The sequence below is a fragment of the Paractinoplanes abujensis genome (assembly GCF_014204895.1).
In the GTDB taxonomy this organism is placed as follows: Bacteria; Actinomycetota; Actinomycetes; order Mycobacteriales; family Micromonosporaceae; genus Actinoplanes; species Actinoplanes abujensis.
This window is the reverse complement of sequence record NZ_JACHMF010000001.1, coordinates 844,918-865,086: the sequence shown is the minus strand read 5'-3', so window position 1 is coordinate 865,086 and position 20,169 is coordinate 844,918. Positions and strand designations below refer to the sequence as shown.

Below are 20,169 nucleotides of genomic sequence, written 5' to 3'. Positions count from 1 at the left end.
GGTCTCATAAGCACTCCAGCCGGGATCCGGCGGTAGTGAGGAACGATCAGAGGGGTTGACGTGTTCGCGGGCTGGGGATCGTGGGTCGCCCGCTTCCGGTGGCCGGTGCTGTCCGTCGCGCTCGTCGCGGTGATCAGCGCGGGCGTCTGGGGGCTCGGTGTTTTCGGCCAGCTCACCGAGGGCGGTTATCAAGACCCGGACAGCGAGTCGTCGCAGGCCGCCGAGGCCGTCGAGAAGGCGTTCGGCGCGCAGGGCGGCGACCTGGTCGTGCTGTACACGCCGGACAAGGTCAAGATCGACGACGTCGAGCTGGGCAAGAAGATCCGGACGAAGCTGGCGCTGCTGCCCAAGTCGGCCGTCACCGGCACCACCTCGTACTGGCAGACGAAGTCCTCCCAGTTCGCGGCGAAGGACAAAACCAGCGGCCTCGCGATCGTCACGCTGGCCGGCGCGGACGACGGCGCCAAACTCGACGCGTTCCGCGAGATCGACGACAAGTTCGCCGTCGAAGGCACCAAGGTGCAGCTCTCCGGCGGGGTCGTGCTCTCCGACGCCACCTCCACCCGCTCCACCCAGGACCTGGCGCGCGCCGAGATCATCTCGCTGCCGGTGGTCCTGATCCTGCTGCTGTTCCTGTTCGGCTCGCTCGTCGCGGCGTCGCTGCCCGTGCTCGTCGGCGGCGCGGCCGTGCTCGGCTCGCTGGGCATCCTGCACGCGGTGGCGAACGTGCACGAGGTCAACTCGTTCGCGGTCAACGTGGCCAGTCTGCTCGGCCTGGGCATGGCCATCGACTACGGCCTGTTCATGGTCGGCCGCTTCCGCGAGGAGCAGAACTCCGGTCGTACGCCGGCCGAGGCCGTGAGCCGCACCGTCGCCACCGCCGGGCGCACGGTCGTCTTCTCCGCCTCGCTGCTGATGATCGCGCTCGCCGGTCTGCTCCTGTTCCCGCAAGGGTTCCTCAAATCCCTGGCGTACGGGGGCCTGGCCGCGGTCGGCCTGGCCGCGCTGCTCTCGCTGACCCTGCTGCCCGCCATGCTGGCGCTGCTCGGCCCACGTGTCGACAGGCTGCCGATCCGGCTGCCCGGCCGTAAGTCTGTGGCCCCCGAAGACTCCTTCTGGGCCCGGCTGGCTGCGGCCGTGCTGCGCCGCCCGGTCATCGTCGCGCTGCCGATCCTGGCCGGGCTGCTGGTGCTGGCGGCGCCCATCGCCGGGGTCCGCTTCGGCGAGGCCGACGAACGTACGCTGCCCTCAGGCGACCCGGCCCGCGTCGCGATCGAAACCCTGAAAGCCGGCTACCCGCAGTTCACCGGCGACGGCATGCCGATCGTGCTGCGCGGGCAGGCCGACACCTCCGCGTTCGCCGTCACGCTGCGCCAGATCGACGGCATCGCCCAGCTCGGCCCCGCCCAACGCGCCGGTGACGTCACCGTCTTCACCGCCACGCTGAAATCGACCGACCCGTTCAGCGTCGAAGCCCGCCAGGTCGTCGACGACATCCGCTCCCTGCCCGTGCCCAACGGCGCGGAACTGCTGGTCGGCGGGACCACGGCCCGCAACGTGGACAGCCTGTCGGCCACCGCGGCCAAACTGCCGTGGATGGTCGGTCTGCTGGTCGGGGCCACACTGATCCTGATGTTCCTGGCCTTCGGCTCGATCCTGCTGCCGATCAAGGCCGTGGTGATGAGCGCGCTCAGCCTCAGCGCCACCTTCGGCATCCTGGTCTGGATCTTCCAGGAGGGCCACGGCGCGAGCTGGCTCGGCGTGACCCCGGCCCCGCTCGAGGCCGGCATCGTCGTGCTCATGGCGGCCGTGGTGTTCGGCCTGTCCACCGACTACGAAGTGTTCCTGCTCTCCCGCATGGTCGAGGCCCGTGCCCACGGCGCCACGACCGATCAGGCGGTGACCGTCGGCCTGGCCCGCACCGGCCGCGTCATCAGCGCCGCCGCCCTGCTGCTGATCGTGGTGACCGGGGCGTTCGCGCTGTCCTCGGTGACCACCATGCGGTTCGTGGGCGTCGGGATGATCGTGGCCCTGTTCCTGGACGCCACAGTCGTACGGATGCTGCTGGTGCCGGCCGTGATGGGGCTGCTCGGCAATGCGGTGTGGTGGGCCCCGGGCCCGTTGAAGCGCCTGCAGGAACGGGCCGGCCTGGCCGAACACGCCGGTGAACAACCGGCGCTGCCCTCCGGCCGGCACGCCGCCGGTGAGGTGACGGCGGTGCTGGCGCTGCCCCCCGGCCCGTCGGCGACCGCGAAGAAGGCCGACTGGGACCGCGAGGCGGCCGGGGTGCTGCTCCTCCCGCCCGGCATGATGCCGCAGGGGTTGGCGTCGCGGGAGGTGGCCACACAGGTCATCCCCCGAGTCGACGACAAACCAACCGACGACGACGTCGTGGACGCCGAAATCATCGAGGACACCCCATCCTCCTCCGCAGCCTCTTCTTCCTCCTCCGCACCGGCCGCCTCCTCTTCCGCCGCGGCTGCCTCTTCCGCCGCGGCTGCCTCCTCCTCCGCGGCTGCCTCGTCTTCCGCCGCGGCTGCCTCATCCTCCTCCGACTCGACACTCGACGGCCCCGCCGCCGAGTCCCCGGATTCCCCCGCCTCCACCGCCTCTGAGGCTTCCCCCTCCGCCGCGACCTCGCCTTCCGCGGCTCCCGGAACCGACGTCGAGGCCGAGATCGTCGAGGACGAGCCGGAGGGTGCGACGGCTGACAAGCCTGGCGCTGAGGATGAGCCGGCCAAGACGCCCGCCTCCGCTCCAGACGACGCTCCGCATGCGGAGAAGCCGCCCACCGTCGATACGAACGAGACAAAAGCCGCGAACGAGTCAGACGTTGCGGACGATGACGAGAAGGCCGAGAAGGCTCCAGCTGACGAAGCAGCTGCCGAGCCCGAGTCCGCTTCCTCTACTGCCGGCACCGGGGCGCCCACGGCATCCGCTCCCACTGACGCCACGACAACCGCGACGGCCGCACCCGTTGACAGAACAACGACCGCACCGTCCGAAACCGCCGCACCCGCTGACACAGCGACGACCGCACCGCCCGCGACGGCCGCACCCGCAGACACAACAACGACCGCACCGCCCGCGACCGCCGCACCCGCAGACACAACAACGACCGCACCGCCCGCGACCGCCGCACCCGCAGACACAACAACGACCGCACCGCCCGCGACCGCCGCACCCGCAGACACAACAACGACCGCACCGCCCGCGACGGCCGCACCCGCAGACACAACACAAACTGCGCCGTCCGGGACCACCTCACTCGCCGCGACGACCCTGACGACCGGGACCGCCGCATCTGCTGACACAACCACGACCGCGCCGTCCACGAAGAACTCACCCGCTGACACAACACAGATTGCGACGAGCGGGACCACCTCACTCGCCGCGACGAGCGCGACGAGCGCGACTACCTCGCCCGCTGAGGCCAGCTCGATCGGCCACCCCACTCCATCCAGCAAATCCGAAATTTCGGTTTTGCCCGATGAGAGTAATCGATCCGCTTCTGCCGCGAACCCCGCGTTCGGTGCGACTTCTGAGTCTGTCGCGGGCGCTACCGAGCCTGCTACGCCCGTCAGCGACCACGTTGCGCGCGCCGCCGAGCCTGTTGCACCCGTCAGCGACCACGTAGCGCCCGTCAGCGAGCACCTTGCACCCGCCGCCGAGCACGTTGCGCCCGCTGGCGAGCACCTTGCACCCGCCGCCGAGCACCTTGCACCCGCCAGCGAGCACCTTGCACCCGCCGCCGAGCACCTTGCACCCGCCGCCGAGCACCTTGCGCCCGCCAGCGAGCATGTTGCGCCCGCCGGCAAGCACCTTGCACCCGCCGCCGAGCACGTTGCGCCTGTCGCAGCCGAGGGGGAACCCGCCGGCGTCGCGGGCGACAGGGCGGCCGATGCCGTCGACGACGAGCAGGGTGTCGACGATGTCGTCGAGGCGGAGATCGTGGAGGCTGAGCTGGTCGAGGACGAGCCGGACGTCGAGCCCGATCCGCCCCTGGCCGCGGCCTCGCTCAACCTGCCGGTGCTCTACTACCCCGAGCCGGGTGTCTACCGGTCGGAGTCGGTGAGCAAGTACACCGACTACTCGGCGCCGGACGACTTCTTCTTCGGGCCGTCGGCGGCGGGGACGTTCGCGAGCTCGTTGCAGCTTCCGGCCGAACCGTCGCCGGTGCCCTACTTCGGCGAGCGGCCCGATTTTGAGCCCGCCGCCAATGTCTCGCTGCCCGAACTGGATCTGACCCGCAGCTTCGACGCGCCCGACCTGGACGCCACCGCGATTTTCGAGGCGCCCAACCGCGCGGCTGTACGGGCCTTCGAGTCGCCGGACCCGGAGACCTCCGGTGTGATCGTGACGCCGGAGACCGACCCGGCGCCGGATTCTCGACCCGAGCGGTTCTTCACCAATGAGCCGCCGTCCGCGGTCGACCCGAAGCCCGCGGCCGAGCCGGCCACCACTCCCGAGCCGGTCGCCGCGGCCGAGCCGGTCGCCGCGGCCGAGCCGGTCCCAGCGGCCGAGCCGGTCGCAGCTGAGCCGGTCTCCGCGGCTGCTACGCCGGGGCCGGGCGAGCCCGACGACGACGATCCTGCCGTCACGCGCAGCTTCGACGCGCCCGATCTGGACGCCACCCGCAAGCTTCAGCTGCCCGGTCTCGAAGCGACCCGGCGGATGCCCGCCCCCGACATCGCCCGCGCCCGCCGTCTGGAGTCGTCGCCGGCCGACCCGACGCCGGTCGAGCCGGTGGCCGAGCCGCTGCCCAAGCGTCCCGTGCCGGCCGCCGAAACGCCCTCGTCGCTGATCGAGCCGCCCACCAGCGGCAGTGGCACGGCGAACCGGCTTTCCGACCTGTTCCCGCCCCGGCGCGCGACGGAGCCCGCCGACACTCCGGTCCAGCGCCGCCCGACGATCTTCGACGAGCCCGCGCCTGTGCCCGAGGACCCGGGCCCGGCCCCGTACGACCGGCCCTTGCCCCGGTCCCGCACCACCGAACCGGCTCCGCAGCGTCGGGCCGGCGAACCCCTGCCGCAGCGCCAGGTTGGCGAACCGCTGCCGCAGCGCCAGACCGGCGAATCCCTGCCGCAGCGCCAGGTTGGCGAACCGCTGCCGCAGCGCCAGACCGGTGAGTCCCTGCCGCAGCGCCGGCCCAACGAGTCCCTGCCCCAGCGGCCCGTCAACGAGTCGCCGGTGGCCGAGCCGCTGCCCAAGCGGAAGGCCGCCGAGCCGTCGCCCGCGTTCGAGCCGCGCCTGCCCAAGCGCCCGACCAGTGAGCCGCCGGCCGCGTTCGAGCCGCCCCGGCCGACGCGCCCGACCGCCCCGCCGGCGCCGGTGCCCGTACGGGAGGAAAGCGAGCCGGCGCCGCTGCTCCGCCCCTCCATGCGTGGCGACCAGCCGTATTCGGTCCGCCGAGCCGAACCGCCCGCGCAGCCGGCCCCGCCCGCCGCGCCGATCGTGCCCACGCCGGTTCAGCCGCGCGCGTCGGTTCAGCCGCCCGCACCGGTTCAGCCGCCCGCACCGGTTCAGCCGCCCGCACCGGTTGTGCCCACGCAGCGCCGGCCCGCCGACCTGGGTGATCACCTGCGGACGACCCGCCCGGCCGACCTGGGTGATCACCTGCGCGAGTCCCGCCCGGCCGACCTGGCCCAGTACACCCGCCGCCCGACCACGGAACGCAAACGCCCCGAGACCCTGGCCGAGCACAAGCCGGCCCGCCGGCCCGCGACGCTGGCCGACCAGGTGACGACCCCGCGCCGCGACCCGGACGGCGACGAGCCCGCCGGCTGAGGCCTGTTTCACGACTGGGGCGGCAGCGAAGCCGGGTCCTGATTTCGTCTGGTGGTGGCCCGTGGAAGCCCGGCTCCCGGAGTGGGAACCGGGTTTTCGCTCAGGCGCCGCCGGGCGGGATCTGGACCCGGCCGCAGCCCCGTTCCGGTCATGAAACAGGGCTTGAGGCTCAGCGGAAGACGAGCCCGCCGCCGACCTCGAGCACCTGGCCGGTGATGGCGCCGGAACCCTCGGAGACCAGCAGGCGTACGGCGGCCACCACGTCCTCCGGGACGAGGGCGCGCGGCAGGGCCTGCGTGGCCACGAGGGGCGCGTGGGCCTGCTCGTCGCGCCCGGCGGCCAGTTCGACCTCGCCTTCGGTGCGGATCGCGCCCGGCGACAACGCGTTCACGGTGACGCCGGACGGGCCGAGCGCGCGGGCCAGTGACCGGGTGAGGCCGATCAGGGCGGCTTTGCTCGACACGTACGCGGGGCCGGACGGGCCGCCCATCCGCACGGTGGGCGAGACGACGTTGACGATGCGTCCCCAGCTCCGTTCGGCCATGCCCGCGCTGAGCGCCTGGGCCAGCAGCATCGGCGCGGTGACGTTGACGGCGAACGTCTGCTGCCACTCGGCCAGCGGCAGGGTCGCGAAGGCCATGTTGGACGCCTTGGCCGCGTTGTTGATCAGGACGTCGATCGGGCCGGCCCGTTCGGCCAGGTCCCGTACGGCTCCGGGGTCGGCCAGGTCGGCGTCGAGCAGGGTGGCTTGCGCGCCGAGGTCACGGCAGAGACGGGCGACCCCTTCGGCCTCGTCGGCGGCGGCCAGGTGATGCAACACGAGCCGGTGCCCGGGACGGGCCAGCCCGACGGCGATGGCCGCGCCGATTCCCCGCCGCGCCCCGGTGATCAGAATCCGCTGCCCCATGCCGGTCACCCTAAGCCGTCGACCGGCAAAAAGGGACGTGGCCGAGCGGCCCGCTGGCGCTGGGTCGCTCGGCCACGCCGGTCCGGGTGCGCGCTATACGCGGGCCAGTTCCAGCTCGGCCACCTCGGGTGCGGGGCGGGTCAACAGCCAGCAGCCGGTGGCGACCAGCGCGAAGCCGGCGATCGTGCTGAGCCCGAAGCTTTCGTTGAGCAGCGCCACCCCGAGCAGCACCGCGACGACCGGATTCACGTACGTGACCAGGCCCGCCCGGGTCGAGCCGACCTCGGCGATGAGCTGGTAGAAGGCCAGCAGCGCCAGCGCGGTGCACAGCAGGCCGAGCGCGCCGAGGGACGCCCAGGCTTCCGCCCGTACGGGTCGGGAAGGAAGTGAGAAAGCAGCGAACGGCGCGAGCGCCAGCGCGGTGATGCCGGTCGTCGCGCCGACCAGCGACTCGGTGGGCACGTCGGACAGGCGGCGCTGCACGAGCATGGTGGCGACCGCGTAGAAGAGCGCCGCGACCAGCACCATCCCGGCGCCCAGCAGGCCGAGGCGGTCACCGGACAGGTCGAGCCCGACGAGCAGCGCGACACCGCCGAAACCGAGCACGAGACCGGCCACGCGGATCGGGGTGAGCCGTTCGGTGCGCGCCATGAGCAGGGCGATCGCGACCGGTTCGACCGCGATGAGCAGGCCGGTCAGCGACGAGCTGATGTGTGTTTCCCCGTAGGTGATGAGCAGGAACGGGCCGAGGATGTGCACGACGGCCAGCACGGTCACCCAGCCCATCCGGCCCCGCAGCGCGGCCAGTGAACCGCGGGCGGCGGCGATCGGCAGCAACACCAGCGCGGCGATCGCCACACGGCCGAACACGACCAGCAGCGGCGACAGGTCCTCGAGGGCCACCTTGATCAGGAAGTAGGGGATGCCCCAAAGGACGGAGACGGTGAGGAAGAGGAGCCAGGCGCGACGATTCACACCTCGACCTTGCCTCCGTACGGTAGTAAGCGGTAGTAGTTACTTCCTGAGGTCGTCGTTAGGTGAGCTTATGATCGACGTGCGTCGTGTGGCAGTGCTGCGGGAAGTCGCCCGGCTCGGCAGCTTCAACCGGGCCGCCACCTCGCTCCGGCTGACCCCCTCGGCGGTGTCGCAGCAGATCAGCGCGCTCGAACGCGAACTGGGCGGCACACCGGTCGTGGAGCGCAGCACGCGCGGGGTGACGCTGACCGCGGCGGGGCGGGTGCTGGTCGACGCGGGTGACGCCATCGCCGCCGAACTGTCCCAGGCCGAACGGGAGATCGCGCGGCTGGACACCCCCGACAGCCTCACCGTGGCCACGTTCACCAGCGGCGGTCAGCGGCTGCTGCCCCCGGCGCTGACCCGCTTCGCCCTCGACCGGCCCGGGGTGGAGCTGACGGTCCTCGAGAACGAGCCCGCGGACGCGCTGCCCCTGGTCCGCTCGGGCGCGGCCGACCTCGCGCTCGTCTACCATTTCGACGACCTTCCCCCCGTACGGCCGGGGGACCGTTCCGGCCTGAGCTGGACCCCGCTGCTCGACGACCCCATGTGGATCGTGCTGCCCGCCGCCCACCCCTTGGCCGGCCGCGAGGCGCTCACGATCGCCGAACTGGCCGGTGAACGCTGGGTCCACGGCTGCCTGGAAATCGTCGACATGCTCGACCACTACGCGGCCCTGGCCGGCTACGAGATCCGCACAGCCTGCCGCGGCACGGACTACGTCTTCGCCCAATCCCTGGTGCGCGCCGAGGTCGGCATCAGCATGATCCCGCAGGTGGCCCTGACCGCCACCCCGGGCGGCCTGTCGATGGTGCCGCTGGCCCCACCGTGCCCATGCCGCTACATCGGCATAGTCACCCCCCGACGACGCCGGCCCAACCCGCTGACGTCCGCTTTGGTCCACTCCCTACGCGAAACGGTGGCCGCTCTGCCGGTGCCCGCTTAGTCCCCGCCCTCCCCGCCACCACCAGCGCCCCTTTATCTCAGGTCGCCGCCCTCGGTCGTACCGTCTCCGACCAGCCCGACCCCGACGAAGCCAAAGCCCCAGATCACCCCACTTTTCAACACCGTCGGCGACAAGCTGCCCGACGACGCCCGAGCACCTCGACGACCTGCTCGCGTGCCCCGCGAGCTCTGCCGCCAGATCTGGTCCAACAACCGCAAGAACGACTCGCCGCCGCACCGACGTCGTCGGGATCTTCCCGAACCCCGCCGCGATCATCACACTCCTCAGCGCCGTGCTCGCCGACCAAACCCCATGGGCCTCGACCTACTCCGCAAGGCCCGCCTTACACCCATCACCACCACCCCAGACACCGAACAAGCCGACCCCGTCGCGATCGCCCCACAGCATCAACCCACACGGACCAGCGATGGCCAACTCTCACACCACGCCAGCGGACGTGACCCGCCGCCCTCCCCCCAGCCACCACCCGTCCACCTTCGCCGCCCTCCACCGCGCCCATCCGCCCTCACCCTCGCCGCCCTCCCACCAGCCACCACCCGTTCACCCTCGCCCTCGACGCCCATCCGCCCCGCGCCGTCTTCCCACCGCCCATCCGCCCTCACCCTCGCCGCCCTCCCACCAGCCACCACCCGTTCACCCCCGCCCTCGACGCCCATCCACCCCGCGCCGTCCTCCCACCAGCCACCACCTATCCACCCTCGCCCTCGCCTCTCTCGCCGCCCTCCACCATCCATTCGTCCTCGCCCTCGACGCCCCCGCCGCCCTCCACCATCCATTCGTCCTCGCCCTCGCCGCCCTCGCCGCCCTCCACCATCCATCCGCCCTCGCCCTCGACGCCCCCGCCGCCCTCCACCATCCATTCGTCCTCGCCCTCGCCTCTCTCGCCGCCCCCATCACCCATCCGCCCTCGCCCTCGATGCCCTCGCCGCCCTCCACCATCCATTCGCCCTCGCCCTCGCCCTCGCCCTCGACGCCTCGCCGCCTCCACCACCCATCCGCTCTCGCCCTTGCCCTCGCACCAGCCACCACCCCGTCCGCCCTCACCACCTTCCAATGACCACCACCCGTTCGCCCTGCCGCCCTCGCCGCTTTGCCGCCGGCCGCCGAATGGTCAACGCCCAACTAAGGCGCACGCCCATATTTGCCTTCAGGCGTGAAGCTATTTTTCAACGCCTAGAAATTGCCACTAAATGGCATGATCGAATACTGACAGCGGGCATGATGAACGGCGGATAATGTAGGCATGGGCCAGATGTCGTTGTTCAGTCGAGCCGCTATTTCTCAGATGCGGGATCGGACGAAGGCGCGCAATTATTCGCCGGGCAACGAAGAGTTCCGGCGCGAGCATCAACAACGCCGGGCGTGGGGCCTGCAGCGTCGACATGCCGAGAAGGCGCGGTGGGCGGCACGGCATCCCGCCGCGGTGTGGCCTGCTGGCCGACGTCCGGTTCCTCCCCACGGCGTTTCCGGCAATATTGTCATTACCTCATTGAGGAGAGCGTCGGGGGTGCCACTACGGGAGCCGACTTCGACTCGCGCTCGTTGCATTTTAATGAGTTTGTGTGGTTGCGGCGGGAGGGTGGTTGCGGTGAAACTCAATGCCGTTGCAAAGCCTCCGGGAAGTGCAACTCACCATGCTGTGGTCGGGCTCGAGAGGCAGTTTCCCTCACCCGTGCCACTTAGTGTCGCTGCCCACACGTCGTCTCCTTACCGGGCCACCTCAGTCCCATCCCAACTGCTCCACTCACCCCGGGCCACCACGATCCCAACGCTCCGCCTCACTCACTTCTCCAGATCCGAACACTCCGTCGCTCACCCACCTATCGCTTCGCCGCAGCGCGCCACCTCCGTCCTTCGTCCTCCGCCGGCTCGGAGCTCCACCCCCTCTCCTTCGCCTCAGCCCATGCCGCAGGCCACTTCGCGACCCCGGCGCGCCGCATTGCCTCGTCCAGCCATTTGGCCCGGTTTGCACTACAGCGCTCCCACCCGCCGCGTCACGCCCCACCCCACCCCGCACGCCACCAGCCGCCTCACCGCCATCACGTCTTTCCGCGTTACAGCACCTCACCGCCGCTGCTGCATCCCGGTCGCACCACAACGCGCCATTCGCCGCGACACCACCCCCGCAGCGCGACACCCGCCGCTTATCCGTCGCAGCACGACACCCGCCGCCTCTATCCCCCGCAGCACGACACCCGCCGTTCCTATCCCCTGCGGCACGCCACCGCGCAGCACTGCGCCACCCACGCCTCCGCCGCCCCAGTCGCACCCACCGCCCCGTTCCACCAACTCGTCCGCCGCGCTGCGCCGCTTCACCGGCCTCAGACCGCAGCGCACCGTCCCCCGGGCGGCGGCTGTGCCTATTTGCTGCTTCGCTCTTTGCGCTGATGCGACCAGCCCCGCCGCGTCGCACCGTCAACCCGCCGGGGCACTGCTCCTACTCCGGAGGGCCCGCAGACCGGCAGCTCGCGCGGGCCGGCTGCTCGCGCGGGCCAGCAGCTCACGCAGGCCAGCAGCTCACGCGGGCCAGCAGCTCACGCAGGCCAGCAGCTCACGCAGGCCAGCAGCTCACGCAGGCCAGCAGCTCACGCAGGCCAGCAGCTCACGCAGGCCAGCAGCTCACGCAGGCCAGCAGCTCACGCAGGCCAGCAGCTCACGCGGGCCGGCGGCCCACGCGGGCCGTTCGCCGCATCTCTGGGCGGCTGCGGCCGGTTCGCGGCGTCCCGGGGCGGGCTGCGAGCGCGCCGGCTCGTGCCCCGCCGCGTGAGTTTCTCCGGCGAGTGCTGGTCGGGTCGGGCTGGATGAGGGCGCGGGGGGTGAATGGCTTCAGCGGGGGCTTGGGGGGTCGATCTTTCGGGGGGCTCAGTAAAGTTCCAGCGACGGGTTGGCGATGAGGGACGGACTGTTCGGATGACGGGCGAAGCGGTAGCGGCCGCTGGGGTGGATGCCGAGCGGCTGGCGGTGTGTCTTGCGGTGATTGCTGAGGTGGAGGGGCTTCCTACGGAGCACCCGGATGCTTTGGCGGTGCGGCGGGCTACTGCGGGGCTGTTCAAGACGGTGAAGCACAAGCGGCGGCGGGAGCGGCGGGACGCGATCCTGGCCAACGATCGGGCGGTCACCGAAGCCACCGCCACGGGGGCGCCGGGGCGCATCGATGACGAGACCGCGGGGATTCCGCTGCGCAGCACGGCCAAGGCGGCCACGGCCGGCATTTTGCATCAGGCCCGGGGTTGTTACGTCTGCAAGCAGCGGTTCACGCAGGTCGACGCGTTCTATCACCAGCTCTGCCCGGAGTGCGCCGCCAAGAATCATGAGCGGCGGGATGCCCGTACGGACCTGGTGGGGCGGCGTGCGCTGCTCACCGGCGGGCGGGCCAAGATCGGCATGTACATCGCGTTGCGGCTGTTGCGGGACGGGGCCGATCTGACGATCACCACGCGGTTCCCGCATGATGCGGTGCGGCGGTTCACGGCCATGCCTGACAGTGCCGAGTGGCTCCACCGGCTGCGCGTGGTCGGCCTCGACCTGCGTGACCCGGCCCAGGTCGTCGGGCTGGCCGATTCGGTGGCGGCGCGCGGGCCCGTCGACATCATCATCAACAACGCGGCGCAGACGGTGCGCCGTACGCCGGGGTCGTATTCGGCCATCGCCGCGGCTGAGGCCGAGTCGCTGCCGAACGGGCAGCTGCCGGAGCTCGAATATTTCGGTACGGCTGGTGGTTCCTCACCGGCGGCCGCGTTGACCACCGGGGCGCCGGTGCTGACACCGCAGCAGATCACCGAGATGGCGTTGACCGCGCGTTCGGTGGCGATCGACGCCGGTGGGCTGGTGCCCGACACGACGCCGACGAACAGCTGGAGCGACCGGGTGCACGAGGTCGAGCCGCTGGAGCTGCTGGAAGTGCAGCTGTGCAACGTGACGGCCCCGTTCGTGCTGGTCAGCCGGTTGCGGGCAGCGATGAAGGCGTCACCGTTCCCGCGCAAGTACGTGGTCAACGTGTCGGCGATGGAGGGCATCTTCAACCGCGGCTACAAGGGCGCCGGGCATCCGCACACCAACATGGCCAAGGCGGCGTTGAACATGCTGACCCGGACGAGCGCGGCCGACATGTTCACCGACGGGATTCTCATGACCAGCGTGGACACCGGCTGGATCACCGACGAACGCCCCCATCCGACGAAGATGCGCCTGGCCGAGGAGGGTTTCCACGCCCCGCTCGACCTCGTGGACGGCGCGGCCCGGGTGTACGACCCGATCGTGCGGGGCGAAGCCGGCGAGGACCTGTACGGGGTTTTCCTGAAGGATTACGCGCCGGTCGCCTGGTAGGACGCGAACGAGCCACGACCTGGTGAGGCCGTGGCCCGTCCTGTTGATGCTGTCAGGCAGCGGGGCGGTCAGCCCGGTCGCCACCCCGGTCACGGTCGCCGCCGCGGTCCCGGTCCCCGCCGCGGTCGCCATCGCGGTCACGGTCACGGTCACCATCACGGTCACGGTCACCATCGCGGTCGCGGTCGCGGTCGCGGTGGTCACGGTCGCGGTGGTCACGGTCGCGGTGGTCACGGTCCCGGTCGTGGAACCACGGACGGCCGTGACCGTGGTGCCGGTCACCCCAGCGCCAGTCACGGTCCCAGCTGACCTCGAGCGCGAACGTACGGCCACCGACCCGGTCGCAGTCGAAGTCGTCCCAGCGGTCGAAACGCTCACCGATGCGGCCGGCGATGACGCACGCTCCGTAGCTGCGGTAGTAGCCGACGATGCGGTCACGGCGGTTGTCCTGGGAGACGCTGGACGTCTTCGAGGTGCCGGCGTCGGCCGAGGAGGCCGCCATGGCCGGACCCGCACCCATGGTGACGCCCGCGAGCAGGCCGAGGCCGCTGACCGTGAGCATCCGGGAAATACGGTTCATATCACACCTTTTCTTGACAGAACGTTATGCCTCGAAAAGGACATCACGGGCACCGAATGTAACGGGGCGGTTTCATAGCGTGTAGCCCGTTAGTGACTCAGCACTGGACGAACGGTGGATCCCTACTCGTCGGGAAGGGCGAGGTAGGCGGGGCGCAGCACGTCGGTGATCGGGCGGCCGCCTTCGGCCAGCGGTGGCGGATCGAGCTGGTCGAGCAGCGCATCGGGCCTGCTCACCGCGCCGGGCCGGCCGCCGGTGGATGCGGCCGGAGGCAGTGCGGAACCCCAGAAGTCGGCCACGTCGCCGAGATCTTCGGCGGCCGCGGCGGAAGGCCCGGTCGCCGGGGCTGCAGGAGGGGCGGACGACGCCACCGCGAGGGCACTGCGCAGCTCGCGCAAGTGGGACAGCAGCTCGTCGCGCCCCCGGCCGCGCCAGGCGAAGACCCCGAACGGGTCCTCCTGGAAGCTGCGGGCCAGCGCGTAGCACGTGGCGGCCAGGTGGACGCACGGCATCGGCCACCGTTCACACGTGCAGTCCAGGGCGACCTCGTCGAGCGACAACGGCACCAGGCTCAGCCCGGCCGCCGCGAAGACCTCGCCGATCCCGGCCGGCATGCGTCCGTCGAGCAGCTGGGCCGTGAAGCGGGCCTCCTGCGCGAGCGAAGCTTCCAGGGCGGCCCACTCGGAGGCCCCGAAGGCGCGCACGGCGATCCGGGACCGGAAGGCGCGCGGGTCGTCGGGCCCGCGCACCTGCGCCACGACCAGGCTGGACGAGATGGTCAGGCTGCGTACGTGCCCGGCCCGTTCGTCGCGGCGGCCGCGGGCGAAGGTAGGCCCCATCCGCAACGACTCGAAGGTGCTCAGGAAGGCGACCGGCAAGTCAGTCAACGATGGCCTCCGGGGCGAGCGTGAGCAGGTCGCGCAGCTCGGTGGTGGAGAGCGCGGTCAGCCAGCCTTCGCCGTTGCCGACCACGCGCGCGGCCAGCACGCCCTTGTCGGCCAGCAGGCGGTCGATGCGTTCCTCCAGCGTGCCCAGGCAGACCAGGGTGTGCACCCGCACGTCGCGCTGCTGGCCGATGCGGAAGGCGCGGTCGGTCGCCTGTTCCTCGGTGGCGGGGTTCCACCAGCGATCGATGTGCACGACGTGGTTGGCCGCCGTCAGGTTGAGCCCCGTGCCGCCGGCTTTCAACGACAACACGAAGACGCCGGGGCGGGAGTCCGCCTGGAACTCGGCGACCATGGCGTCGCGGGCGGAACGGGACAGGCCGCCGTGCAGGAAACGCACCGGCGCCCCGAACCGGGCGGCCAGGTGCGGCGTCAGCATCCGCCCGAACTTGGCGAACTGCGTGAAGCAGAGCACGCTCTCGCCCTGCGCGAGCGCCCCGTCGACGATCTCCTCGAGGCGCTCCAGCTTGCCCGAGCGGCCCGGCAGCGGCGACCCGTCGCCCAGCAGCAACGCCGGGTGCACGCAGGCCTGTTTGAGCTTGGTCATGCCGGCCAGCACGATGCCTTTGTTCCAGCGGTCGGTGCTCTCGTCGAGCCGGGTGGTCATCTCGTCGAGGATCGCCCGATACAGCGTGGTCTGCTCGCCGGTGAGCCCGCACAGATGCCGTACGTGCTGCTTGTCGGGCAGGTCGTTGATCACCACGGGGTCGTTCTTGACCCGGCGCAGCAGGAAGGGGCGGGTGGCTTGGCGCAGCCGCGCGGCCGCCTCCTCGTCGGCGTAGCGCTCGATCGGCACGGCGAACCGCGCCCGGAAGGTGTGGGCCGACGCGAGCACGCCCGGGTTGAGGTAGTCGAGGATCGACCACAGCTCGGCCAGCCGGTTCTCCACCGGGGTGCCGGTCAGCGCGATCCGCATCCGCGAAGGAAGACGACGAATCGCCCGAGCGGCCTGCCCGGCGCTGTTCTTCACGTGCTGAGCCTCGTCCAGCACGACCCTGTCCCACTGCACGGCAGCCAAAAGATCCGCGTCCCGTACGGCGATGGAGTACGTAGTCAGCACAAGATCAGCGTCGAGGAGCCGCCGGTCGTCGCCGTGCAGGACGTGGACGCTGAGCGACGGCGCGAAGCGAGCGATTTCGCGCTGCCAGTTGCCCAGCACCGACAGCGGGCAGATCAGCAGGGCCGGCCCCGAGCGCCGGTGCAGCAGCAGGGCCAGCAGCTGCACGGTCTTGCCGAGCCCCATGTCGTCGGCCAGGCACGCCCCCAGGCCGAGCTGATCAAGGAACGCGAGCCAGGAGAAACCCCGGCGCTGGTACGGCCGGAGCTCGCCCCGCAACTCGGCCGGCGCGTCGAGCAGGTCCAGGCGGTGTTCGAGCTCGCCCGAGAGCAGGTCGGCGGCCCAGCCCGCGCCGCTGACCGTGGTGACCGGCAGCGGCAGCTCCTCGGGGGGCAGCAGTTTGATCGTGCGCAGCGCGTTGCCCGCGGTCATCGTGCCGCCGCCGTGAGCCAGGAAGCGCAGCCCGGCGTCGAGGCGGTCGGCGTCGAGATACACCCAGCGGCCCCGCAGCCGTACGAGGGGAACTTTGGCTTTGGCCAGGTCGGCGAGCTCCTCGCTGGTCAGCACCCGCCCGCCCAGGGCCAGGCCCCAGTCGTAGTCGACGAGATGGGCCAGGTCGGCCGTCTGGTCGCGCAGCACCGCGGGGATCGGGTCGCGGGGACGCAGGTTGAGGCCGAGCCCGAGGCCGGGTTTGTCCTGCCACCAGGCCGGCAGCAGCACGCCGTAGCCGGCCTCCTCCAGGGTGGCCGCGTGAGTGAGGAAGCGGTGCGCCTCCTCGGTGTCCAGCACCATGTCGACCGGACGGGGCACGCGCAACGCGGCCTCGAGGTCGGGATAGAGGCGGGCGGCCCGTCCGAGCGCGCCCAGCAGGCGTTCCTGCGGGTGGTGGGTCCAGCGGCGCAGCGGGGCGTAGCTGTCGCGCCAGATGTCGGCCGCGGTGACCAGGGCACTGGGCTCGTCGACGGCCTGCAGCAGAAACTCGAGCAGCCAGGCGTCGCGGGCCGGGACGACAGCCGGGTCGGGGTCGACCGCGTCGGGCTCGTCGGGTTCGAGCTCGGCCAGGTGGGTGAGGCGGAAGCAGAGCCGGACGGCGGCGCCGGTGAGCGCGCTGGTGTGCCAGTGGTCGAGGCGGTCGGCCAGCTCGTCGACCAGCCCGGGGGCAGCAGTGAAGGCGGGCTCGCCGGTGAGCGCGGCCAGCCAGCCCGCCCCGAGCTGCACGCCGGCCTCGGCCAGGCGGGTGCGCACGAGGCCGTCGACGAGGCGTTCGAGCGCGGCGGCCAGCGCGTCCTGGGCGGGCAGGCCGGCCACGTCGCCGGGGCGGGCCCGTTCGGCGCGGGCGGCCGCGGGCATGCGCAGCAGCAGGTCGTCACGGTGCAAGGCGTCGAAGCCGGTGAGCACGGGGCGCCAGCGGGCGGTGGGGCCGTGCGGGTGCACGGCGGGCAGCACCCGGCCCCGGCGCACCAGGTCGGCCGCGAACTCGCAGAGCTCGACGAGCCACTCGACGGACCGGCCCAGCCGCCCGTCGAACTCGGCCGTGACCTCGGCGTCCAGGAACGGCACGGTCACGGCGGGCACCGGCCACGCCCGCAACTTGGGCGTGCCCCGCCGGGGCGGCAGCCCGAACTGCGGCGACGGCAGCGGCCCGGCGCTGGTGGAGGGCAGCACGAGCGTGGCCCCGCGCTGGTCCCCCGCGGGGAGCCGGGCGACTGGGAGGGCGAAGGGATGCCCGGGCTCGGCCGTCGGCCCACCCTCACCCCACAGGTTGAGCGAACCGTCGCGGCCGACGAAGCCGTGCAGCACCCGCACCTCAGCGGCGACGAGAGAGGTGGCCGAAGGGGCGGCGGCCGAGGTGGCCGAAGGAGCGGCGGACGAAGCGGCCGAAGGAGCGGCGGCCGAAGTGGCCGAAGGAGCGGCGGCCGAAGTGGCCGAAGGAGCGGCGGCCGAAGTGGCCGAAGGAGCGGCGGCCGAAGTGGCCGGAGGAGCGGCGGCCGAAGTGGCCGAAGGGGCGGCGGGCGAAGTGGCTTGAGGGGTAGCGGGCGAGGCGGCCGGAGGGCTAGCGGTCATCGCACCTCCCATGCGATCACCGGCGGACGGACGCGGGCGCAGATCGGGTCGCCGAACCCGTCGGTCAGCGGGAGGGAGCCGGTCAGCCCCGGCAACCGCGGCCGGCAGGTCGCGTCCCTCGATCCGGATCCTCACCCCCGAAACCCTAGCCCGAGGGTCTGACAGAAAGCTCAGCCTCGAGGCCGGGGTCCGGAGGTGGGGGCGGGGCGGGGTGCCGAGGGTGGGAGTGCCGAGGGTGGGAGTGCCGACGGTGAGAGGGCGAGGGTGGGGGCGCCGGGTTGAGGGGGCCGAACGAGAGGGTGCCGGCGTGAGGGGCCGAGAGCGGGGGCGCCGAGGGTGGAAAGGCGAGGGTGGGAAGGCGAGGGTGAGGGCGCCGAGGGCGGGAAGGCGAAAGTGAGGGCGCCAAGGGTCGGAAGGCGAAAGTGAGGGCGCCAAGGGTCGGAAGGCGAAGGTGAGGACGCCGAGGGTGGGAAGGCGAGGGTGAGGGCGCCGATGGTGAGGGGATAGGGCGGGGCAGGCGGCGGGAACGGTCAGCGGTCGCGGACCCAGGCGTCGAGCAGGCCGCCGAAGTGGGCCAGGAACTTCTCGTGCTCGTGCACCGGATACATCGCCCGGACAGTCTCGCGCAGCAGCGAGCGGAACTCCTCCGAGGTGACCCAGTCGTAGACGATCTCGTCGACGTTGCCCAGGTAGCGGTCGCAGAAGTCGGCGTAGCGGTCGGCCTCGAAGTAGTCGTCGGCGAGCTTGCGGTATCCGGCGAGCTTCTCCGCGTACGAGAGGGAAGGGTCGTCGCCGATCGCGAAGTAGGCCGACGTGTCCGTGTCGAGGCGCGGCTTGCGCCCGGTCACCACGCAGAACACCGACCAGCGCAGGAGCGCCGACATGGCCCACGGGAAGTAGTAGTGCAGTGAGGTCAGCGCCACGTCGGGGCACGCGTTGGCGTAGTCGATGGGGTGCACGTCGTCGCCGCGCACCAGCGACTCGCACGAGTTGAACTCCCAGCGGAAGAACGCGTTGACCAGCCGCGAGATGGTCACCACCTCGTCGCCCTGCTCGGCGCCGAGGAAGTTGTGGTCGACCTCGTAGCGGGCGTGCATGGGCTGCTCGGGGCGGAACTTCATGACCATCGTCTCGGGGCCGATGGTCAGCGAGCGGGCGAACACGTCGTAGTTCTCGACGGACGCCTGCAGATGCATGAGCCGTTCGCCGGAGGCGTCGTACGCGGCGTGCAGCTCCTGCGGGTCGCGGATCTTGGAGACGCCGACCCAGGCGCCACCGTCGTACGGCTTCATGAACATCGGATAGCCGACTTGCGCGGCTGTCGCGTCGAGGTCGAACGCCTGGTTGTAGCGGGCCGCCGTGTACGCGTACCGGCTGTTGTCCAGGGGATTCTTGTACGGCACCAGCACCGTCTCGGGCACTTTGAGGCCGAGCCGCATCATCGCGCAGTAGGCCGCGTGCTTCTCCATCGACTGGAACGTGAACGGGCTGTTCAGCAGGTACACGTCGTCCATCAGCGCGATCTTCTTGAGCCACTCGCGGGGGTGGTAGTACCAGTAGGCCAGCCGGTCGATGACCAGTTCGTGGCGCGGCTTGTAGCGCAGGTTGAACGGCTCGATGGTGACACGCTCGGAGGAGACCCGGTGCGTCTTGCCGTCCGGCCCGTTGATGGTTCCGAGCCGCCGGACCAGGGCCTCGAAGGCCCGGGGCCAGTCGTCTTCCGTTCCGAGTAGAAGTCCGATGGTGTGTTCGACGTCCGCCACGGGTGCCTCCCTCAGGGCCAAACTCTTCTCAGCAGCGATGTCAGGTGCGGGTCGAGGGCGTCGCGCCACGCCGGCCAGTCGTGACCGCCCTCGATCTGCGCGAAGCTGACCGGATAGCCCTGCCCGCGCAGCGCCTCGGCCATGCTCCGGTTGTTGGCGAGATTTTCTTCGAGCCTGCCGCAGGTCATCGTCGTCGGCACGGCGGGACCGCCGCTGGAGCGCACGACCCGGCCCGTCCAGCGCACGATCGGCAGGTAGCGCGCGAACCCCGATTCCTGCCGGTCGAAGCGCGGCTGGAAGAAGCTGCCCGACTGCAGGAACAGCCCGGCGAACGGGCCGGGGTGCCGGCGCTGGCAGTGCAGCAGGGACAGCGCGCCCAGGCTGGCGCCGATCGCGACCACGGGCCGCCCGCCCGACAGGCGCTCGCTCAGCTGCGGCAGGATCTCCAGCCCCAGGCCCCGGGCGTATGCGGGGAGGGCCGCATACCACTGGAGGCGATCACCGGCCGGCAGCAGCACGACGTGGCAGGGCTGGATGCGGCCCGCGCAGATCGACGCGGCGGCGTAGCGGCCCAGGTCGGCGTGCTTGTCGTAGTCGGGCCCGTCGTGAGCGACCAGCACCCGGCCGGTGGCCTCGGCCGGGGACCAGACGCGCGCCTGCAGCTCGGCGCGTAACGCCTTGACCCGCAGGTCGAGCGTCGACCACGAACCGGCCGCGGCCGGAAGCGTCCACCAATCGGGGTCACGCCTCCGCTCCATGA

General features: G+C 71.5%; 12 protein-coding genes and 1 pseudogene. 5 read left to right on the top strand and 8 right to left on the bottom strand.

All coding sequences use genetic code 11. The features are described from left to right. The first annotated feature begins 60 nt into the window (after nt 1-60). Nucleotides 61-5,787 carry an MMPL family transporter gene (locus tag BKA14_RS43090; protein WP_221477212.1) on the top strand — a complete coding sequence of 1,909 codons (5,727 nt, stop codon included), beginning with the start codon at nt 61-63 and terminating at the stop codon, nt 5,785-5,787. Nucleotides 5,788-5,956: 169 nt separating this feature from the next. Here BKA14_RS43090 and BKA14_RS03390 read toward each other — a convergent pair whose 3' ends face one another. Then, nucleotides 5,957-6,694, bottom strand: a complete 738-nt coding sequence (locus tag BKA14_RS03390; RefSeq protein ID WP_184949476.1) for an SDR family NAD(P)-dependent oxidoreductase — start codon at nt 6,692-6,694, stop codon at nt 5,957-5,959. 93 nt (nt 6,695-6,787) lie between these two features. After that, on the bottom strand, nt 6,788-7,669 hold the full coding sequence (locus BKA14_RS44880; RefSeq protein ID WP_184949475.1) for a DMT family transporter: 882 nt from the start codon (nt 7,667-7,669) through the stop codon (nt 6,788-6,790). A gap of 70 nt (nt 7,670-7,739) precedes the next feature. On the opposite strand from BKA14_RS44880, the gene BKA14_RS03380 reads away from it, so the two are divergent. Together BKA14_RS03380 and BKA14_RS43505 are read left to right on the top strand one after the other, a co-directional pair. Next, nucleotides 7,740-8,654: a LysR family transcriptional regulator gene (locus BKA14_RS03380; protein ID WP_184949474.1), complete on the top strand. Its 915-nt coding sequence runs from the start codon at nt 7,740-7,742 to the stop codon at nt 8,652-8,654. Between the two features lie 217 nt (nt 8,655-8,871). After that, nucleotides 8,872-8,961, top strand: a pseudogene (locus BKA14_RS43505) (transposase); the annotation flags it as partial. A gap of 402 nt (nt 8,962-9,363) precedes the next feature. Here the strand turns inward: BKA14_RS43505 and BKA14_RS03370 are convergent. After that, nucleotides 9,364-9,576, bottom strand: coding sequence for a hypothetical protein (locus BKA14_RS03370; protein ID WP_184949473.1), 213 nt, complete (start codon nt 9,574-9,576; stop codon nt 9,364-9,366). A gap of 2,009 nt (nt 9,577-11,585) precedes the next feature. Between BKA14_RS03370 and BKA14_RS03365 the strand changes: the two genes are divergently transcribed. Then, the gene (locus BKA14_RS03365; protein ID WP_184949472.1) at nt 11,586-13,001 is read left to right on the top strand and encodes an SDR family NAD(P)-dependent oxidoreductase; all 1,416 of its coding nucleotides are present in this window, start codon (nt 11,586-11,588) and stop codon (nt 12,999-13,001) included. Nucleotides 13,002-13,053: 52 nt separating this feature from the next. Here the strand turns inward: BKA14_RS03365 and BKA14_RS03360 are convergent, their stop codons facing one another. The 3 genes from BKA14_RS03360 to BKA14_RS03350 form a co-directional block, all read right to left on the bottom strand. Continuing rightward, on the bottom strand, nt 13,054-13,581 hold the full coding sequence (locus BKA14_RS03360) for a hypothetical protein (RefSeq protein WP_184949471.1): 528 nt from the start codon (nt 13,579-13,581) through the stop codon (nt 13,054-13,056). Nucleotides 13,582-13,703: 122 nt separating this feature from the next. Next, nucleotides 13,704-14,468: an SWIM zinc finger family protein gene (locus BKA14_RS03355; protein ID WP_184949470.1), complete on the bottom strand. Its 765-nt coding sequence runs from the start codon at nt 14,466-14,468 to the stop codon at nt 13,704-13,706. After that, a complete protein-coding gene (locus BKA14_RS03350) occupies nt 14,461-17,388 on the bottom strand; it encodes a DEAD/DEAH box helicase (protein ID WP_239092957.1) in 2,928 nt (975 codons plus the stop codon). Before BKA14_RS03350 ends, BKA14_RS03355 begins: the two co-directional genes overlap by 8 nt. Nucleotides 17,389-17,407: 19 nt before the next feature. Between BKA14_RS03350 and BKA14_RS43500 the strand changes: the two genes are divergently transcribed. Beyond that, nucleotides 17,408-17,608 carry a hypothetical protein gene (locus BKA14_RS43500; RefSeq protein WP_260416377.1) on the top strand — a complete coding sequence of 67 codons (201 nt, stop codon included), beginning with the start codon at nt 17,408-17,410 and terminating at the stop codon, nt 17,606-17,608. A 568-nt stretch (nt 17,609-18,176) separates the two neighbouring features. On the opposite strand, the gene BKA14_RS03345 is transcribed toward BKA14_RS43500, so the two are convergent. Both BKA14_RS03345 and BKA14_RS03340 read right to left on the bottom strand, forming a co-directional pair. Further along, nucleotides 18,177-19,409: an ATP-grasp domain-containing protein gene (locus tag BKA14_RS03345; RefSeq protein ID WP_184949468.1), complete on the bottom strand. Its 1,233-nt coding sequence runs from the start codon at nt 19,407-19,409 to the stop codon at nt 18,177-18,179. Nucleotides 19,410-19,420: 11 nt separating this feature from the next. Then, nucleotides 19,421-20,167, bottom strand: a complete 747-nt coding sequence (locus BKA14_RS03340; protein ID WP_184949467.1) for an alpha/beta hydrolase — start codon at nt 20,165-20,167, stop codon at nt 19,421-19,423. Between the last annotated feature and the right edge of the window lie 2 nt (nt 20,168-20,169).

What these genes read in the sequence shown, in the direction of transcription:
- BKA14_RS03365 (WP_184949472.1), top strand. Translation starts at nt 11,586, where the DNA reads ATGACGGGCGAAGCGGTAGCGGCCGCTGGGGTGGATGCCGAGCGGCTG.
- BKA14_RS03390 (WP_184949476.1), bottom strand. Translation starts at nt 6,694, where the DNA reads ATGGGGCAGCGGATTCTGATCACCGGGGCGCGGCGGGGAATCGGCGCG.
- BKA14_RS03370 (WP_184949473.1), bottom strand. Translation starts at nt 9,576, where the DNA reads ATGGGTGATGGGGGCGGCGAGAGAGGCGAGGGCGAGGACGAATGGATG.
- BKA14_RS03380 (WP_184949474.1), top strand. Translation starts at nt 7,740, where the DNA reads ATGATCGACGTGCGTCGTGTGGCAGTGCTGCGGGAAGTCGCCCGGCTC.
- BKA14_RS03360 (WP_184949471.1), bottom strand. Translation starts at nt 13,581, where the DNA reads ATGAACCGTATTTCCCGGATGCTCACGGTCAGCGGCCTCGGCCTGCTC.
- BKA14_RS03340 (WP_184949467.1), bottom strand. Translation starts at nt 20,167, where the DNA reads ATGGAGCGGAGGCGTGACCCCGATTGGTGGACGCTTCCGGCCGCGGCC.